The organism is Daejeonella sp., assembly GCF_017495225.1.
GTDB lineage: Bacteria > Bacteroidota > Bacteroidia > Sphingobacteriales > Sphingobacteriaceae > Daejeonella.
Genome location: NZ_JAFEIG010000033.1, coordinates 99,258 through 113,837 on the forward strand (window position 1 = coordinate 99,258; position 14,580 = coordinate 113,837).

13 protein-coding genes are annotated in these 14,580 nt (G+C 36.2%); 11 read left to right on the plus strand and 2 right to left on the minus strand.

Annotated elements, in window-relative coordinates:
- The first annotated feature begins 61 nt into the window (after positions 1-61).
- Positions 62-3,289 carry an HsdR family type I site-specific deoxyribonuclease gene (locus tag QZ136_RS12055; protein WP_291403868.1) on the plus strand — a complete coding sequence of 1,076 codons (3,228 nt, stop codon included), beginning with the start codon at positions 62-64 and terminating at the stop codon, positions 3,287-3,289.
- Positions 3,289-3,984: a SprT family zinc-dependent metalloprotease gene (locus tag QZ136_RS12060; protein WP_291403870.1), complete on the plus strand. Its 696-nt coding sequence runs from the start codon at positions 3,289-3,291 to the stop codon at positions 3,982-3,984. Before QZ136_RS12055 ends, QZ136_RS12060 begins: the two co-directional genes overlap by 1 nt.
- Before the next feature lie 127 nt (positions 3,985-4,111).
- On the opposite strand, the gene carB is transcribed toward QZ136_RS12060, so the two are convergent.
- The gene (carB, locus tag QZ136_RS12065) at positions 4,112-6,928 is read right to left on the minus strand and encodes a carbamoyl-phosphate synthase large subunit (protein ID WP_291403872.1); all 2,817 of its coding nucleotides are present in this window, start codon (positions 6,926-6,928) and stop codon (positions 4,112-4,114) included.
- A gap of 297 nt (positions 6,929-7,225) precedes the next feature.
- On the opposite strand from carB, the gene QZ136_RS12070 reads away from it, so the two are divergent.
- From QZ136_RS12070 to QZ136_RS12100, 7 genes are all read left to right on the plus strand, one after another.
- Positions 7,226-7,756 (plus strand): hypothetical protein, encoded by a 531-nt coding sequence (locus tag QZ136_RS12070; protein ID WP_291403874.1) that lies wholly within the window; start codon positions 7,226-7,228, stop codon positions 7,754-7,756.
- A gap of 43 nt (positions 7,757-7,799) precedes the next feature.
- Positions 7,800-8,426, plus strand: coding sequence for a nicotinamide riboside transporter PnuC (gene pnuC, locus QZ136_RS12075; protein WP_291403876.1), 627 nt, complete (start codon positions 7,800-7,802; stop codon positions 8,424-8,426).
- 13 nt (positions 8,427-8,439) lie between these two features.
- Positions 8,440-8,985: an ATP-binding protein gene (locus tag QZ136_RS12080; protein ID WP_291403878.1), complete on the plus strand. Its 546-nt coding sequence runs from the start codon at positions 8,440-8,442 to the stop codon at positions 8,983-8,985.
- A gap of 180 nt (positions 8,986-9,165) precedes the next feature.
- Positions 9,166-9,729 (plus strand): sigma-70 family RNA polymerase sigma factor, encoded by a 564-nt coding sequence (locus QZ136_RS12085; RefSeq protein ID WP_291403880.1) that lies wholly within the window; start codon positions 9,166-9,168, stop codon positions 9,727-9,729.
- 42 nt (positions 9,730-9,771) lie between these two features.
- Entirely contained in the window at positions 9,772-10,341 is a 570-nt protein-coding gene (locus QZ136_RS12090; protein WP_291403883.1) for a hypothetical protein, read from the plus strand.
- Positions 10,322-11,551 (plus strand): hypothetical protein, encoded by a 1,230-nt coding sequence (locus QZ136_RS12095; protein ID WP_291403885.1) that lies wholly within the window; start codon positions 10,322-10,324, stop codon positions 11,549-11,551. The genes QZ136_RS12090 and QZ136_RS12095 overlap by 20 nt, the downstream gene beginning before the upstream one ends.
- 100 nt (positions 11,552-11,651) lie before the next feature.
- Positions 11,652-12,428: a TerC family protein gene (locus QZ136_RS12100; RefSeq protein WP_291403887.1), complete on the plus strand. Its 777-nt coding sequence runs from the start codon at positions 11,652-11,654 to the stop codon at positions 12,426-12,428.
- 8 nt (positions 12,429-12,436) lie between these two features.
- Here the strand turns inward: QZ136_RS12100 and QZ136_RS12105 are convergent, their stop codons facing one another.
- The gene (locus QZ136_RS12105; protein WP_291403888.1) at positions 12,437-13,624 is read right to left on the minus strand and encodes a class I SAM-dependent rRNA methyltransferase; all 1,188 of its coding nucleotides are present in this window, start codon (positions 13,622-13,624) and stop codon (positions 12,437-12,439) included.
- 84 nt (positions 13,625-13,708) lie between these two features.
- Here QZ136_RS12105 and QZ136_RS12110 point away from each other — a divergent pair, with 84 nt between their 5' ends.
- Together QZ136_RS12110 and QZ136_RS12115 are read left to right on the plus strand one after the other, a co-directional pair.
- Complete coding sequence (locus tag QZ136_RS12110; RefSeq protein WP_291403890.1) at positions 13,709-14,044, plus strand: tRNA-binding protein; 336 nt, start codon at positions 13,709-13,711, stop codon at positions 14,042-14,044.
- A 4-nt stretch (positions 14,045-14,048) separates the two neighbouring features.
- Positions 14,049-14,525: a nucleoside deaminase gene (locus QZ136_RS12115; protein ID WP_291403892.1), complete on the plus strand. Its 477-nt coding sequence runs from the start codon at positions 14,049-14,051 to the stop codon at positions 14,523-14,525.
- The last annotated feature ends 55 nt before the right edge of the window (positions 14,526-14,580 follow it).

Genomic DNA, 14,580 nt, shown 5'->3' on the forward strand with positions numbered 1-14,580 from the left:
AACGCATCATGTATAGAAAAAAGCACTTTTCTATACATGACACAAACGAAATTATAAAGCAATGGAAACACCAAGTTTTAAAGAAGACCATATCAGCCAGATACCGGCATTACAAATGTTGGTGAATTTAGGCTACACCTATTTAAATCCGGCAGAAGCAGACAGGCAAAGAGGTGGCAAAACCACCAATGTATTGCTGGAAGATGTATTGCGGAAGCAGTTGAAGGAAATCAACAGCATCCGAGTAAGTGCTACTAAAACCAGCATTTTCACAGACGACAATGTTGAACGGGGTATATTGGCACTGAAAAACCTTCCCATGAACGAAGGCTACATTGCAGCCAGTGAAAAGGCCTACAACTTGCTCACTTTAGGCCAGGCCTTGGAACAAAGCGTAGATGGCGACAAAAAGAGTTTTACCCTGCAATATATCGACTGGAAAAACATCAGCAACAATGTGTTTCATGTAAGCGAAGAATTCAGCGTAATGCGAAGCACAAGCAAAGAGCATTATCGCCCAGATTTGGTGTTGTTTGTCAATGGTATTCCACTTTGCATCATTGAGTGCAAAAGGCCTGACATGAAAGAGCCATTGAAACAGGCAATCAGTCAGCATTTACGCAATCAACAAGAAGACGGTATCCGCAGTTTGTACGTATATTCACAATTGACTTTGAGCATCGCTACACAAGAGGCTGCTTATGCAACCAATGCCACACCAGAAAAATTTTGGGCCAAATGGCAGGAGAAGTTTACCAGTGATGAGGAAGAGAAAAATTACAAATTAAACTTACAAGAGCTCAAAAACAAACCACTTTCTGTATCAGTAAAAGAGCAACTTTTTACTGACCGTTTCAAATACGTTCGTCAATATTTTGATGCTTTAGAGCAACGAGAAATTTTACCAACAGAACAAGATGAATACTTATTTGGCTTATGTCGTCCTGAACGATTGATGGATATTGTTTTCAATTTTGTTTTATTCGATAATGGTGATAAAAAAGTAGCCCGTTATCAGCAGTTTTTCGCCATCAAAAAATCCATGCAACGCATCAGGAATGTTGAACACGGAAAGCGAAAAGGTGGTGTTATCTGGCACACTCAAGGTAGTGGAAAATCATTAACGATGGTGATGTTGGCACAAGCTATAGCGATGGAACCAAGCATTCGCAATCCTAAAATTGTATTGGTTACAGACCGAACTGATTTAGACAATCAAATTACAGGTACATTCCGTAAGTGTGGCAGGTTTGTAGAAAATGCAACTACAGGTCAGCGTTTGGTTGAATTATTGGAAAACAAAAGTGATGCAGTAGTAACTACCATCATCAACAAATTTGTGGCGGCCGTTAAGAAAATAGATAAGCCTTTAGAAAGCCATGATATTTTTGTTTTGGTAGATGAAGGACACCGAACACAGCATGGAACTTTTAATATTGACATGCAAAAGACTTTGCCGAACGCCTGTTTCATTGCCATGACGGGAACACCGCTTTTTAAGAAAGACAAAAGCACAGCAGAGAAGTTTGGCGGTATGATTGATGCTTACACGGTTGACCAAGCTGTAAAAGACAAAGCAGTTGTTCCATTACTTTATGAAGGAAGATTGGCTTTACAAAATGTAAATGCAAGTCCGATTGATACTTTTTTCGGAATGGTTTCAGAACCCTTAACCGAATACCAAAAAGCAGACATCAAAAAGAAGTTTGCCCGATATGACCACTTGAATTCTGCCGAACAAAAAATGCGAATGATTGCCTGGAACATCAGTTATCATTTTCGAGATAACTGGCAAGGCAGAACACCATTTAAAGGGCAATTGGTTTGCGATAAAAAAGTGAATGCCATTAAATACAAAGAATATTTGGATGAAATTGGCATTGTAACTAGTGAAGTGTTAATTTCATCCATTGACGAAAGAGAAGGTGAACAAAGTGCTTATGAGAAGTCGACAGAAAAAGAAAATCAATTTTGGAAAAAAATGATGGATGAACATGGCAATTCAAAAAGCTATGAAAAGAACATTATCAGTCGTTTCAAAAATCAAAAAGACCCAGAAATTATTATCGTAGTTGATAAATTACTTACTGGTTTTGATGAACCTAAAAACACGGTTTTATATTTAACAAGAAATTTACAAAGTCATAAACTTTTACAAGCTATTGCTAGAGTAAACCGCATTTATCCTGACAAAGAATTTGGTTACATTATTGATTATTATGGTGTGATTGAAAACCTGGATAATGCTTTGCAAATGTATTCATCTTTTGATGATTTTGATGATGAAGATTTGGCGGGTACACTCACCAATATTTCGGATGAAATCAATAAGCTACCACAAAAGCATTCAGACCTTTGGGATATTTTTAAAACCATTGCAAACAAACGTGATGCGGAGGCTTATCAACAATTATTAAAAGATGAGGCAGTAAGAGTTTTGTTTTACGATAAACTGGCTGCATTTGCCAAGGCTTTAAAACTGGCACTATCCTCAATTCAATTTCATAAGGAAATAGAAGATAGGGTGATCAGTCGCTACAAAGAAGATTTGACAATGTTCCTAAAATTGCGTTTGGCAGTTGTTGAGAGATATAGTGATGAAATAGATTACAAACAATACGAAGGACAAATTCAAAAACTGATTGACACACATATCACCACCGAAAAAATTGAAACTATCACAGAGTTAGTCAACATCTTTGATAAGGACAAGTTTCAGGAGGAAGTAGAAAATACCATAGGCAAATCTGCCAAAGCAGATAAGATTGCGAGCAGAACAGCGAAGCACATCACAGAGAAAATGGATGAAGATCCAGCATTCTACAAAAAGTTTTCGCAAATGCTCAGTGAAACCATAGCCGACTATGAGGCTAAAAGAATCAGTGAGGCACAATACCTGAGCAAGGTGCAAGACATTATGAACAATATTTTGGCAAATACTGACAATGATATTCCAGTTCAATTAAAAGATAGAGTTGTTGCGAAAGCGTTTTATGGACTAACAGTTGAAGCACTATCTGAAAAAATTATTGACAATTTAGTACGTAAAGAAGTTGCTACACAAACTGCTCTGCATATTGACGCTCTGATTCAAGATTCTGTTTTAGACAATGGTAAACCAATTATAGACTGGCAATACAAAACTAACATCACAGGCAAACTGCTTATTGAAATTGGTGACCATCTGATTGATGAAGTACGCGACAAATACAACGTGGACTTGTCGTTTAAGGACATGGACAAGATTGCAGAAGATTGTATCGAAGTAGCTAAAATTCGTTACAAGTGATGACAGAAGCGATACAATTTGGAAGCAGAACATTAGATTTTCGTTTGGAGTATTCAGACAGAAAATCGCTTGGCATAACAGTCACCCCCGAAATGGAAGTGTTGGTAAAAGCACCGATAAACACAACCATAGAAAACATAAAAGAGAAAATCAGAAAAAAGGCACCGTGGATAATTAAACAACAAAGCTTCTTTCTTTCCTTTCAACCAAAGACACCAACCCGAATGTACATTAGCGGAGAAACGCATTTGTACTTGGGCAGACAATACCGTTTGAAAATTGAAATTGGTAAATTAGAATCGGTAAAATTGAAAGGCAAGTTCATTCTAATAACTGCAAGGGAAAAAGCAAGAACTAAAACCTTATTACATGACTGGTATTTACAACACGCACGGTCAAAGCTTCATACACTAGCAGCACCACTAATTGACAAATTCAAAAAACATAAAGTGGAGCCAAGTTCTATTGTTCTGCGAGACATGCCGACACGTTGGGGCAGTTGCACACCAAAAGGAAAAATCATTTTAAACCCTGAGTTGATTAAAGCACCCAAAGGTTGCATTGAATATGTTATTATACATGAACTTTGTCATTTGATTCATCATGACCATACTCAGAAATTTATTGATTTGCAGACTAGGGAAATGAGAGACTGGGAGAAGTGGAAAATGAAATTAGAGAAGTTATTAGCATAAGATTATACAAATAGAAAGATATACATCTTCATCCCACAAAAGCTAATGCCCATCGCTTTTAACAAAACAAAAAAAAAGGGAGTTTTTCGATAGAAAAACTCCCTTTTTGTTTTTATTGTATTGCTAATTACTTAGACAAATACATTGATTTCTCTTTGTATAAATGTCTGAAATAAGGATCCTCTAAATCTTTGATAAAGCGTATTGCCTCACCTGTAGATTTCATCTCTGGACCTAGTTCCTTTTTAACTTCTGGGAATTTATCAAAAGAGAATACAGGTTCTTTGATAGCATAACCTTCAAGCTTACGTACAATAGTAAAATCTTTAAGTTTATTGGTACCCAACATGATTTTGGTTGCAATATTGATGTATGGCACATCGTATGCTTTCGCAATAAATGGAACAGTACGTGAAGCTCTTGGATTGGCTTCAATCACATAAACTTTTTCGTCTTTTATTGCAAATTGAATGTTTAATAAACCTCTAACATTGAGTGCTTTAGCAATTCTTTTGCTGTATTCTTCCATTAATCCGATTACCTTTTCAGATAAATTGAATGGAGGTAAAACAGCGTACGAATCGCCGGAGTGTATACCTGCTGGTTCAATGTGTTCCATCAAACCGATGATATGACAGTCTTCTCCATCAGAAATTGAGTCCGACTCAGCTTCTTCAGCTCTATCCAAGAAATGATCAATTAAAACACGGTTGCCAGGAAGATTTCGCAATAATTTAACAACTGCTTTTTCAAGGTCTTCGTCGTTAATTACAATACTCATTCCTTGTCCACCTAAAACATAACTCGGACGAACAAGCACCGGATAGCCAACCTTATGTGCTACTTCTAAAGCTTCTTCAGCACTTTCGGCTACACCATATAATGGATAAGGAATATCCATTTCTTTCAGGAGATCAGAAAATCTTCCACGGTCTTCAGCAATGTCCATGCTGTCAAATGAGGATCCAATAATCTTGATTCCCTTCTCATGAAGCTTCTCAGCCATTTTTAATGCTGTTTGTCCGCCAAGTTGAACAATCACCCCTTCAGGTTTTTCAAGTTCAATTATTTCACGAACATGCTCCCAGAACACCGGCTCAAAATATAGTTTATCAGCCATATTGAAGTCGGTAGAAACCGTTTCAGGATTACAATTAATCATAATTGCCTCATAACCAGCTTCTTTTGCTGCTAAGAGTCCGTGAACACAAGAATAATCAAATTCTATTCCCTGACCGATACGATTCGGGCCAGAACCTAGAACAATAATTTTCTTTTTATCGCTAACAATCGACTCATTTTCAAATTCGAAGGTAGAGTAGAAATACGGTGTTTGAGCTGGGAATTCGGCAGCGCAGGTGTCTACCATTTTGTAAACTCTACGTATTCCTAATTCAACTCTACGATCATAAACTTCATCTTCAGTTACATTTCCAAGTAGCCAAGCGATTTGAGCATCGCCATAGCCCTTTTGCTTCAGGGTAATGAAGAAATCAGTGGGAATATTTTTTAGAGAATAGCGTTTTAATTCGGTCTCCATAGTAACTAGCTCCATAATTTGGACTAGGAACCATTTATCAATATTTGTAACCTTGCGAATGGATTCTAGAGGAACGCCGAGGCTCATTGCATCCTTAACGTGGAATAATCTATCCCAACTTGGATGCTCTAAGCTTTGCATAATCTCTTCGAGGTTACGGCTTTGGCGACCATCGGCACCTAGCCCTAGGCGATTAGTTTCTAAACTTTGACAAGCTTTTTGAAGGGCTTCGATGAAGGTACGGCCAATGGCCATTACTTCACCTACCGACTTCATTTGCAAGCCTAGTTCGGTATTGGCACCTTTAAATTTATCAAAGTTCCAACGTGGTATTTTAACAATCACATAATCTAATGTGGGCTCAAAATATGCCGAAGTAGTTTTAGTGATTTGGTTTTCAATTTCGTCTAGATTATATCCTATAGCTAATTTAGCTGCAATCTTTGCAATTGGATAACCAGTTGCTTTAGATGCTAATGCTGAAGAGCGAGAAACCCTAGGGTTAATCTCAATAGCGATAATATCTTCTGTAGCGGGGTCAACCGAAAATTGCACATTACAACCACCTGCAAAATTACCAATTGCGCGCATCATTTTGATGGCTTGATTACGCATTTCCTGATAACAACGATCACTCAATGTCATGGCAGGGGCAACCGTAATTGAATCTCCAGTATGGATTCCCATTGGGTCGAAATTTTCTATTGAGCAGATAATGATTACATTATCATTTCCGTCTCTAAGGAGCTCGAGCTCATATTCTTTCCAACCTATAACAGCTTTCTCAACTAATACTTCATGGGTAGGTGAGGCTTGTAAACCGCGACTTAAAGCCTGATCAAAATCCTCTTTTTTATGAACAAAACCACCTCCAGAACCTCCAAGGGTGTACGAAGGACGGATAACTAGTGGATAGCCAATATCTTGTGCCGCTTCTTTCCCTTCAAGAAATGAATTGGCAATTTTAGATTTTGCTACTCCAACACCAATCTCAACCATCAATTTACGGAACTCTTCACGGTTCTCAGTTTTTTCAACCGCATCCATGTCAACACCCACAATCCGGACATTATGAGCCGCCCAAATACCACGCTCTTCAGCTTCTTTACACAGATTTAGAGCAGTTTGTCCACCCATGGTAGGTAAAACAGCATCAATTTTCTGCTCCTTTAAAATCTGTTCAATACTTTCACAAGTTAAAGGGAGTAGGTAAACATGATCAGCAATAACCTTATCTGTCATGATTGTGGCAGGGTTAGAGTTGATAATGGATACTGTAATTCCTTCGTCTTTTAATGAAAGGGCTGCTTGTGATCCTGCGTAATCAAATTCACAGGCTTGTCCGATAATGATTGGTCCTGAACCGATAATTAGGACTGAGCGGATGGAAGTGTCTAATGGCATTTTCTTCTTTAGAGTCTAGTTTTGACTAATCAAAATGCGAGATTAAATACTAAAAAAGAACAAAATCCCGATTGCTTTGTCGGGATACAAAGATATGTTTTTTTAAGCGAATGGACGTGAATAATTGTAAAAATCTCATTCAAAAAATAATTTTTAGAGATTTTTAATTTAAAATGTTTTTCTATGAGAATTCCTTAATAATATTGTATCAGAAATGGCATTGTTAATGAATTTTTCAATATTCTATAAAATTTGAATTTTCATCTTAGTTGATGCCTATTTAAAAACACATTTATCATGAGAAAATTAGTTTTAGGATTTATAGTTTTAGTCACCTTTTTAAGTGCTTGCTCAGCAGTTCAATCTGTTATACGTTCAACATTTCCCTATACAGCTAGCTTAATAATCCCGAAAACGGATAAAATTGATACGCTTTTATCTGTTAGGAGTCAGGCGAGTACCCTAGACCAGATAATTACAGGTTATGGATCAAATACTAAAGCTATTAAAGATGTGCGTTTAGCATCTTTAAAGATTGATGCAAATACACCTGTAGGTCAAAGTATTGGTATTTTCAAATCAATAAAGGTTTATATTTCTCGTGGCGATAGTAGTAAGGAGTTGCTGATTGCATCACGAAATGAAATTGCCCCTAGCCTTGGTAGCATCATCATGCTAGATACTGATAGCACAGTATTTTTAGACGATTTTATAAAGGGATCAACAGTACGTATTAGGCTGGAGTATGAGTTACGTAATTCAATTTCTAATGAAATAAATCTGAAGGCTAGTTTAGCATTAAGTGTAGCAAGTAAAAAGGCAAAATAATTCATTATTCGCTAAATCTAATTTCTGGCTTATCTTTGTCCCGATGAATTTTATTCTCACTGTTACCGACTGGCTTAAGAGTCAAAGTCTGCTTGAAGTTTCTGGCGTGATTAGCGGTATTTTATGCGTTTACCTCGCTGCAAAGAATAATATTTGGAGTTGGCCTCTCGCTATAATTAGTGTGTCGATTTATACCATTATATTTTTTGAGGAAAAGCTATACGCCGATACAGGTTTACAGATTTATTTTTTGTTCACAAATATCTATGGCTGGTATTTTTGGAGTAGAAAATCGAGTGCGGAAAATAAGACGCCAGTCACTTTTGCTTCAAAAAAGCTTATTTTACTGTCAATTGTAAGTATCCTGCTTTTTACATTTTTACTCGGGACTTTCCTCATCAAAAGTACAGATGCCTCTTTCCCATTCATAGATAGTTTTTGCACCGCTTGCAGTCTTGTTGCACAATTTTTTCTTGCCCGAAAAATTATTGAAAACTGGTTGATTTGGATTTTTGTAGATATAATTTATGTGGGGGTTTATTTAATGAAGGACTTACATTTAACTGCAGGAATGTATGCTTTATATATTTTTATTGCTGCAATGGGCTATATTAACTGGAAAAGGGATTATAATCAATCCGAACTGTCGAACAAGACTCGGCCTTTATAAATAGAATGGCTTTATGAATAATATAATGGAATCGGGCTTGATTAAGATAGCGATTGTGGGGCCTGAATCTACAGGGAAATCAACAATTTCTGAACAATTAGCCAATCACTATCAAACTGTTTGGGTACCTGAATATGCTCGCGGCTATTGCGAAAAGTTAACCGCACCTTGTACTTGGGAGGATGAAATTAATATGTTTAGAGGTCAGCTTGAATTAGAAGCCGAACTCGCTGCAAAAGCAAAGCGTATTCTTATTTGTGATACTACCATCATTACTGTTAAAATTTGGAGCGATCATATTTTTGGGAGCTCACCTCAGGAAGTGCTCGACAAATTGCCGCATCATTCATACGATTTATACTTATTAATGAATATTGACCTTCCATGGGAGGAGGATCCTTTGAGAGATTTCCCTGATTTGCGCGAACATTTCTTAGGTGTTTGGCATTCAGAACTCAAATCTTTAAATGCGAATTATACGCTTATTTCTGGCTCAGATGATTTAAGATTACAAAATGCCATTCAGTGTATTGATTCGTTTTTGGTAGGCATTAACTAATTATTTATCATTTTCTGATAATTTGCTATTCACTTTGATGAGTATATTGGAATAAAAATTCAAAAAAATAATTCCTAAATTCTTCTTTGAGTACTCTCATCGCATACTCAAATTTTATTTTTTTTATTGATGCAACACAGTGGAAAAGTCTGCGTCTTATAAAAAACAAAGCTTAAAAATTTGGAATCTGTTTACGTAGATCAGCATCATGGCCTTGTGCTTGAGTGCAGAAATGGCAGTAGGAAAGCGCATAATGACCTATACAAACTCTACTCAAGAGCGATGTTCAATATTGCTATGCGTATTCTTAATGATACAGAAGAAGCCTCAGATGTTTTACAAGAATCTTTTGTTGATGCTTTTTCGCGTATTGCTGATTTCAGACAGGAAACTACTTTTGGGATGTGGTTGAAACAGATTATTATTAATAAATCGATTAGCCAGCTTCGAAAGCGTAAAATGGAGCTTATTTCAATTGATGAAACAGATGTGGATTCTATTCCGGATTCAGATTTTCTAGATTCTGAAGATCTCGAGTTCCAGGTAAAACAAGTGCGCGATGCAATTCAGAAACTTCCTGATGGCTACCGCGTGGTATTAAGCTTATATCTGCTAGAGGGTTATGATCATGAAGAGATTTCTCATATTTTGAGGATTAGTGAAAATACCTCAAGATCGCAATACATGCGTGCTAGAAGAAAACTCATTGATATATTAAAAAATATAGGAATTACATATAATTAATTAAAGATCCGGGTAAATAATCCCCGGATTAAGGAGAGGCTTATGATGAAAGAAAGATTAGAGAGTTTTGTAAGAAATAATAAAAGAGATTTCGACCAGTTTGAAGCACCTGCTGACATTTGGAATAAGATTCAAGATCAGTTGGATGAAAAAAACATTGTGGCTGACTCAAAGCTAAAAAATGAAAGAGTTGTGCGTGTAAGTTTTTTATTAAAAATAGCCGCCAGTTTAGTCCCACTAATTATTGCAGCTCTATGGTTTTATCAATACCAGCTAATGCAATCTTCAGATTTAAACAATATTAATCCACAACTCGCAAAAGAGCAAATTCATTATACATCACTTATTGAAATAAAACGTGCTGAAATAAAACGAATAGAACGAGAAGATCCTCAATTATATGAGGAGTTTTCATCCGAAATAAAAAAAATGGATTCAAGCTATCAAAAATTAAAGAATGAATTACCAGTTAGCCCTAATCAGGAGGAAACTGTAAAGGCGATGATTCAAAATCTTCAAATACAAACTGAATTGCTAAATCAGCAGCTACAAATAATTCAACAGATTAATCAAATTAAAAAAGACAAGGAGTATGGAAATCAAGATATTTAAAAAGGCAATAGTATTGAGTCTTACACTTTTGTTTAGTGAAATGGCATTAGCTCAGACTACCCAAATTGTTTATTTGAACGACTCAAAAATCAGGGTTGATCTAAATAACATTGAATTTGATGTTGCTAAGGCACTTAAAACAGTGCGTCTTGAATTGAAAAGCTTAAACTTTAGGCGTATTGGTGCTGCGTTTGACGCGATTGGAAAAGATATAGACAGAGAATTTAGTGATGTTGACTTTGAAATTATTGATGTAAATCCCGGAGTAGAACCCAAGTATGGCAATACAGCAGAAAAAACTAAAAGAGTAGTTAAGTCTTATCAAGTTGATAAGGATGATAAACTTGTAATTAATAACCAATACGGGAAAGTTGCTGTGCATGTTTGGAATAAGAATGAAATCAAAGTTGAAGTGGAGATTAAAGCCTTTGAATCCTCCGAAAATAGAGCCAATCAATTACTAGATCATGTAAACATTTCAGAAACTCAGGTAAACAATCTCATCAGTTTTAAAACTAATTTTGGAAAGATTTCGGAAAATTTCAGATCCTACATAAATAAGGGTGGAGGAGATGCAAGAAGAATTCAAGTTAATTATGTTATCTACATGCCTGCAAAAAACGCATTGGATATTGATAATAAATACGGGGGTATAGAAATTGATGACTTTGCCGGGCCGCTTAATATTAATAGCGTTTACGGTTCATTTTCTGCGGGAAAAATCGACCACCCTGAAAATCAAGTAAAAGTGACTTATGGGTCTGCAAGTATAGATAATTTTTCGAATGGGGATTTATTGGTTACTTATGGAAGTTTAAAGCTAAATGAGGCTGATAAACTTAACGCAACAATTAAGTACAGCAGTGCCAAAATTGCTCACCTTAGCAATGGAGGTACATTTAGTTTAGCTTATAGTGGCGGTTTTAAAATTGACACAGTTGATAAAAATGTCAAAAATCTCAATATTAATTCAGCTTATTCTGGTTTAACACTTGGTTTTGATGAAGCTGCTGATTTTGATTTAGATGTTACAGTAAGTTATGCTGGTTTTAATTATATAGCAAACCAAATTACAATTATGGATCAGGCACTTAATAATCCAAAATCAAAGGCTTGGAATCCAACAAAGCATTTTTTAGGGCGAATAGGAAAGGGATCGGAATCTAAAATTGTGATTAAATCTAGTTATGGTTCCGTAAAGTTTTTATAATTTATTTCTAAGAATCAAGAACCTTTCGCTCACTAACGAGAGGTTTTTGTTTTTTTTATAAACTCTTTTAACTTATTTTTACAAAAAATAATTTTCAATTATGGAATGGTTAGCAAACCCTGAAATCTGGATATCATTAATCACTTTAACAGTTTTAGAAATTGTACTCGGAATAGATAATATCATATTTATTTCCATTATGGCATCAAAACTGCCAGCTAGCAAGCAGAAAAAAGCACGTCAGGTTGGTTTAGCATTAGCCATGATCACTAGAGTTTTATTGCTTTTGTCTTTATCATGGATAATGACATTAACTAGTCCACTGTTTAATATGGCCGAATGGATTGATTCGACTGATACTGAATTACTTAAACAGTTTGCAGTTTCTGGTCGAGATTTAATTCTAATTATTGGAGGTTTATTTTTAATTTATAAAAGCACAAGCGAGATTCATGATAAACTAGAAGGTGCTGAGCATCATTCTGATACAAAGGCAGTTGTGACTTTCTCTGGAGTAATCCTACAAATTTTAATTCTTGATATTGTATTTTCTCTCGACTCCGTAATTACTGCGGTAGGAATGGCAGATCATATTGAAGTGATGATAACTGCTGTAATTATAGCTGTTGCAGTAATGATGCTTTCTGCGGGTGCCATTAGTGAATTTGTAAATAAACATCCTACAGTAAAGATGTTGGCTTTATCCTTTCTATTATTGATTGGAGTTTCTCTTTTAGCGGAAGGTTTCGATCAGCATATTCCTAAAGGATACATCTATTTTGCAATGGCTTTCTCAGTTTTAGTAGAAATGCTAAATCTAAAGATGAACAAAGGCAAAAAGGCCGTTCATTTACATAATGTACCAGAAGAAAAATAGATTTTAATCTACATTACGCGGCAGAGCAGACCTTTAAGATATTCGCCTTCAGGGAAGGATGACCTTACGGGATGGTCTGCCGCTTGTGAAAATTGCTGAATAAACTGCACTTCTTTTCCCGCATCTAGGGCTGCCCAAGCTAAAATTTGTTTAAATGTGCTAATATCAACAGCTCCTGAACATGAATAAGTGGCTAAAAGTCCCCCCTCATTTAACAACAACATCGCCATTCTGTTAAGGTCTTTATAAGCTCTTGATGCCTTAGTTAATGCTGAACGCGATGGCGCGTATTTAGGTGGATCTAAAATTATGATATCAAATTTTGCATTTCCCTCTCTAAAGGCTCTCAACTGCTTATTTACATCAGATTGAATAAGTTGGTGTGGGATTCCTGTAAAATTATTGCTTTCAATATTTCGCTTTAAGGTTTCTAATGCCAAAGCTGAGCTGTCTACACTGATTACTTCTGCTGCTTTATTTCCCAAAGCATTCAGACTAAATCCGCCAGAGTAAGAAAAACAATCTAACACTTTTTTACCCTTAGCATATGCTGCTACCCATTTTCGATTATCACGCTGATCGCAATAAAAACCAGATTTTTGCCCTTCAGCAATATTTACTTGATATAAAATTCCATTTTCTTTTACGCTCACAAACTCAGGTGGTTCTGCACCCAATAAAATACCACCAGAGGAGGCTTCCATGCCCTCATGTGCACGTGCTGAGGCATCACTTCTATCAAATATCCCTTTGGGACTCAGTAATTGTTGTAATTCGTCTAAAATAATGCCTTTTATTCGCTCTATGCCTGAGGTTAGGATTTGTACGGAAAGAAAATCGGCATAACGATCAACAATCAATCCTGGAAGAAAATCTGCCTCGCTAAAAATTAATCGATAGGTATTGGTATCATCAGTATTTAGATCTTCTCTATGTTTTACAGCAGTTCTAATCTTTTTCCGCCACCAGTTTTCATCAATCTCTGTTTCAAGATTCCATTCGAGGAGTCTGACTGCCACTCTAGATTTATCATTAAAAAAGCCATAGGCAAGAAAAGCGTTATTGCTGTCGTTCACCATCACAATATCCCCATTTTCAGGCTTTCCCTTTATCTGTTCAATTGCGCCCGAAAACACCCAAGGGTGCATTTGTCTGACCGCTTTTTCTTTCCCTTTTTTTAATTTTACTGAATGCATGGCGCAAATTTACAATTTATGTTCCAATCATATTGTAAAACCATGTAGCTTGGATATATTTCACAATTCCTGCTAACTTTGTACATGGAAGAAATACAATGGTCGGATTTTGAGAAAGTTGCTCTGAAAGTGGGTACTGTTCTGGAGGTCCTTGATTTTCCGGAAGCTCGAAAACCAGCCTATAAGCTTAAAGTAGATTTTGGCGATTTTGGTCAAAAGTGGAGTAGCGCCCAAATAACCAAGCATTATTCAAAAGAAGAATTGATTGGAAAGCAGATTATTGGGGTTATCAATTTTCCTAAAAAACAGATTGCTAATTTTATTTCCGAATTTTTAGTTACTGGTTTTGCCGATCAACAGGGTGATATTGTTTTATCCGCTGTTGAACGAAAAGTTCCAAATGGTTCATCTTTACTCTAGTTTTATGAAATATATCAGTTTTACAGATGAACCACTTATAAATCCCGATGATTTTTTCATGAAGGAAGCACTCAAGGAAGCGCAAAAGGCACTTGCCCTTGATGAAGTTCCTATTGGTGCAGTGATTGTTCATGGAGGAAGAATTATTGGTAGAGGACATAATTTGACAGAACAATTAACAGATGTTACTGCTCATGCAGAAATGCAAGCTTTTACGGCTGCAGCAAATTATACCGGGGGTAAATATTTAAAAGATTGTACACTCTATGTAACCATTGAGCCTTGTGTGATGTGTGCTGGGGCATCCTACTGGACCCAAATAAGTCGGATAGTGTATGGCGCCACTGATTCAAAGAGGGGCTATTCGCATATCTCTGAAAAGATTATGCATCCCAAAACAGAGGTGCTATCTGGTGTACGCGCCGAAGAGGCGGCAAATTTAATGAAAGATTTTTTTGCTTCGAAGCGCGATAAATCTTGACATCAAATTGAAAAATTTATAACATTTCAATCTTATATTTGTTAAAGAAAAAAGT

Bases quoted from the DNA above. Each gene is read 5' to 3' on its own strand.
- carB (WP_291403872.1), bottom strand. From the start codon at position 6,928: ATGCCATTAGACACTTCCATCCGCTCAGTCCTAATTATCGGTTCAGGA.
- QZ136_RS12080 (WP_291403878.1), top strand. From the start codon at position 8,440: ATGAATAATATAATGGAATCGGGCTTGATTAAGATAGCGATTGTGGGG.
- QZ136_RS12115 (WP_291403892.1), top strand. From the start codon at position 14,049: ATGAAATATATCAGTTTTACAGATGAACCACTTATAAATCCCGATGAT.
- QZ136_RS12070 (WP_291403874.1), top strand. From the start codon at position 7,226: ATGAGAAAATTAGTTTTAGGATTTATAGTTTTAGTCACCTTTTTAAGT.
- QZ136_RS12060 (WP_291403870.1), top strand. From the start codon at position 3,289: ATGACAGAAGCGATACAATTTGGAAGCAGAACATTAGATTTTCGTTTG.
- pnuC (WP_291403876.1), top strand. From the start codon at position 7,800: ATGAATTTTATTCTCACTGTTACCGACTGGCTTAAGAGTCAAAGTCTG.
- QZ136_RS12095 (WP_291403885.1), top strand. From the start codon at position 10,322: ATGGAAATCAAGATATTTAAAAAGGCAATAGTATTGAGTCTTACACTT.
- QZ136_RS12055 (WP_291403868.1), top strand. From the start codon at position 62: ATGGAAACACCAAGTTTTAAAGAAGACCATATCAGCCAGATACCGGCA.
- QZ136_RS12090 (WP_291403883.1), top strand. From the start codon at position 9,772: ATGATGAAAGAAAGATTAGAGAGTTTTGTAAGAAATAATAAAAGAGAT.
- QZ136_RS12110 (WP_291403890.1), top strand. From the start codon at position 13,709: ATGGAAGAAATACAATGGTCGGATTTTGAGAAAGTTGCTCTGAAAGTG.
- QZ136_RS12105 (WP_291403888.1), bottom strand. From the start codon at position 13,624: ATGCATTCAGTAAAATTAAAAAAAGGGAAAGAAAAAGCGGTCAGACAA.
- QZ136_RS12100 (WP_291403887.1), top strand. From the start codon at position 11,652: ATGGAATGGTTAGCAAACCCTGAAATCTGGATATCATTAATCACTTTA.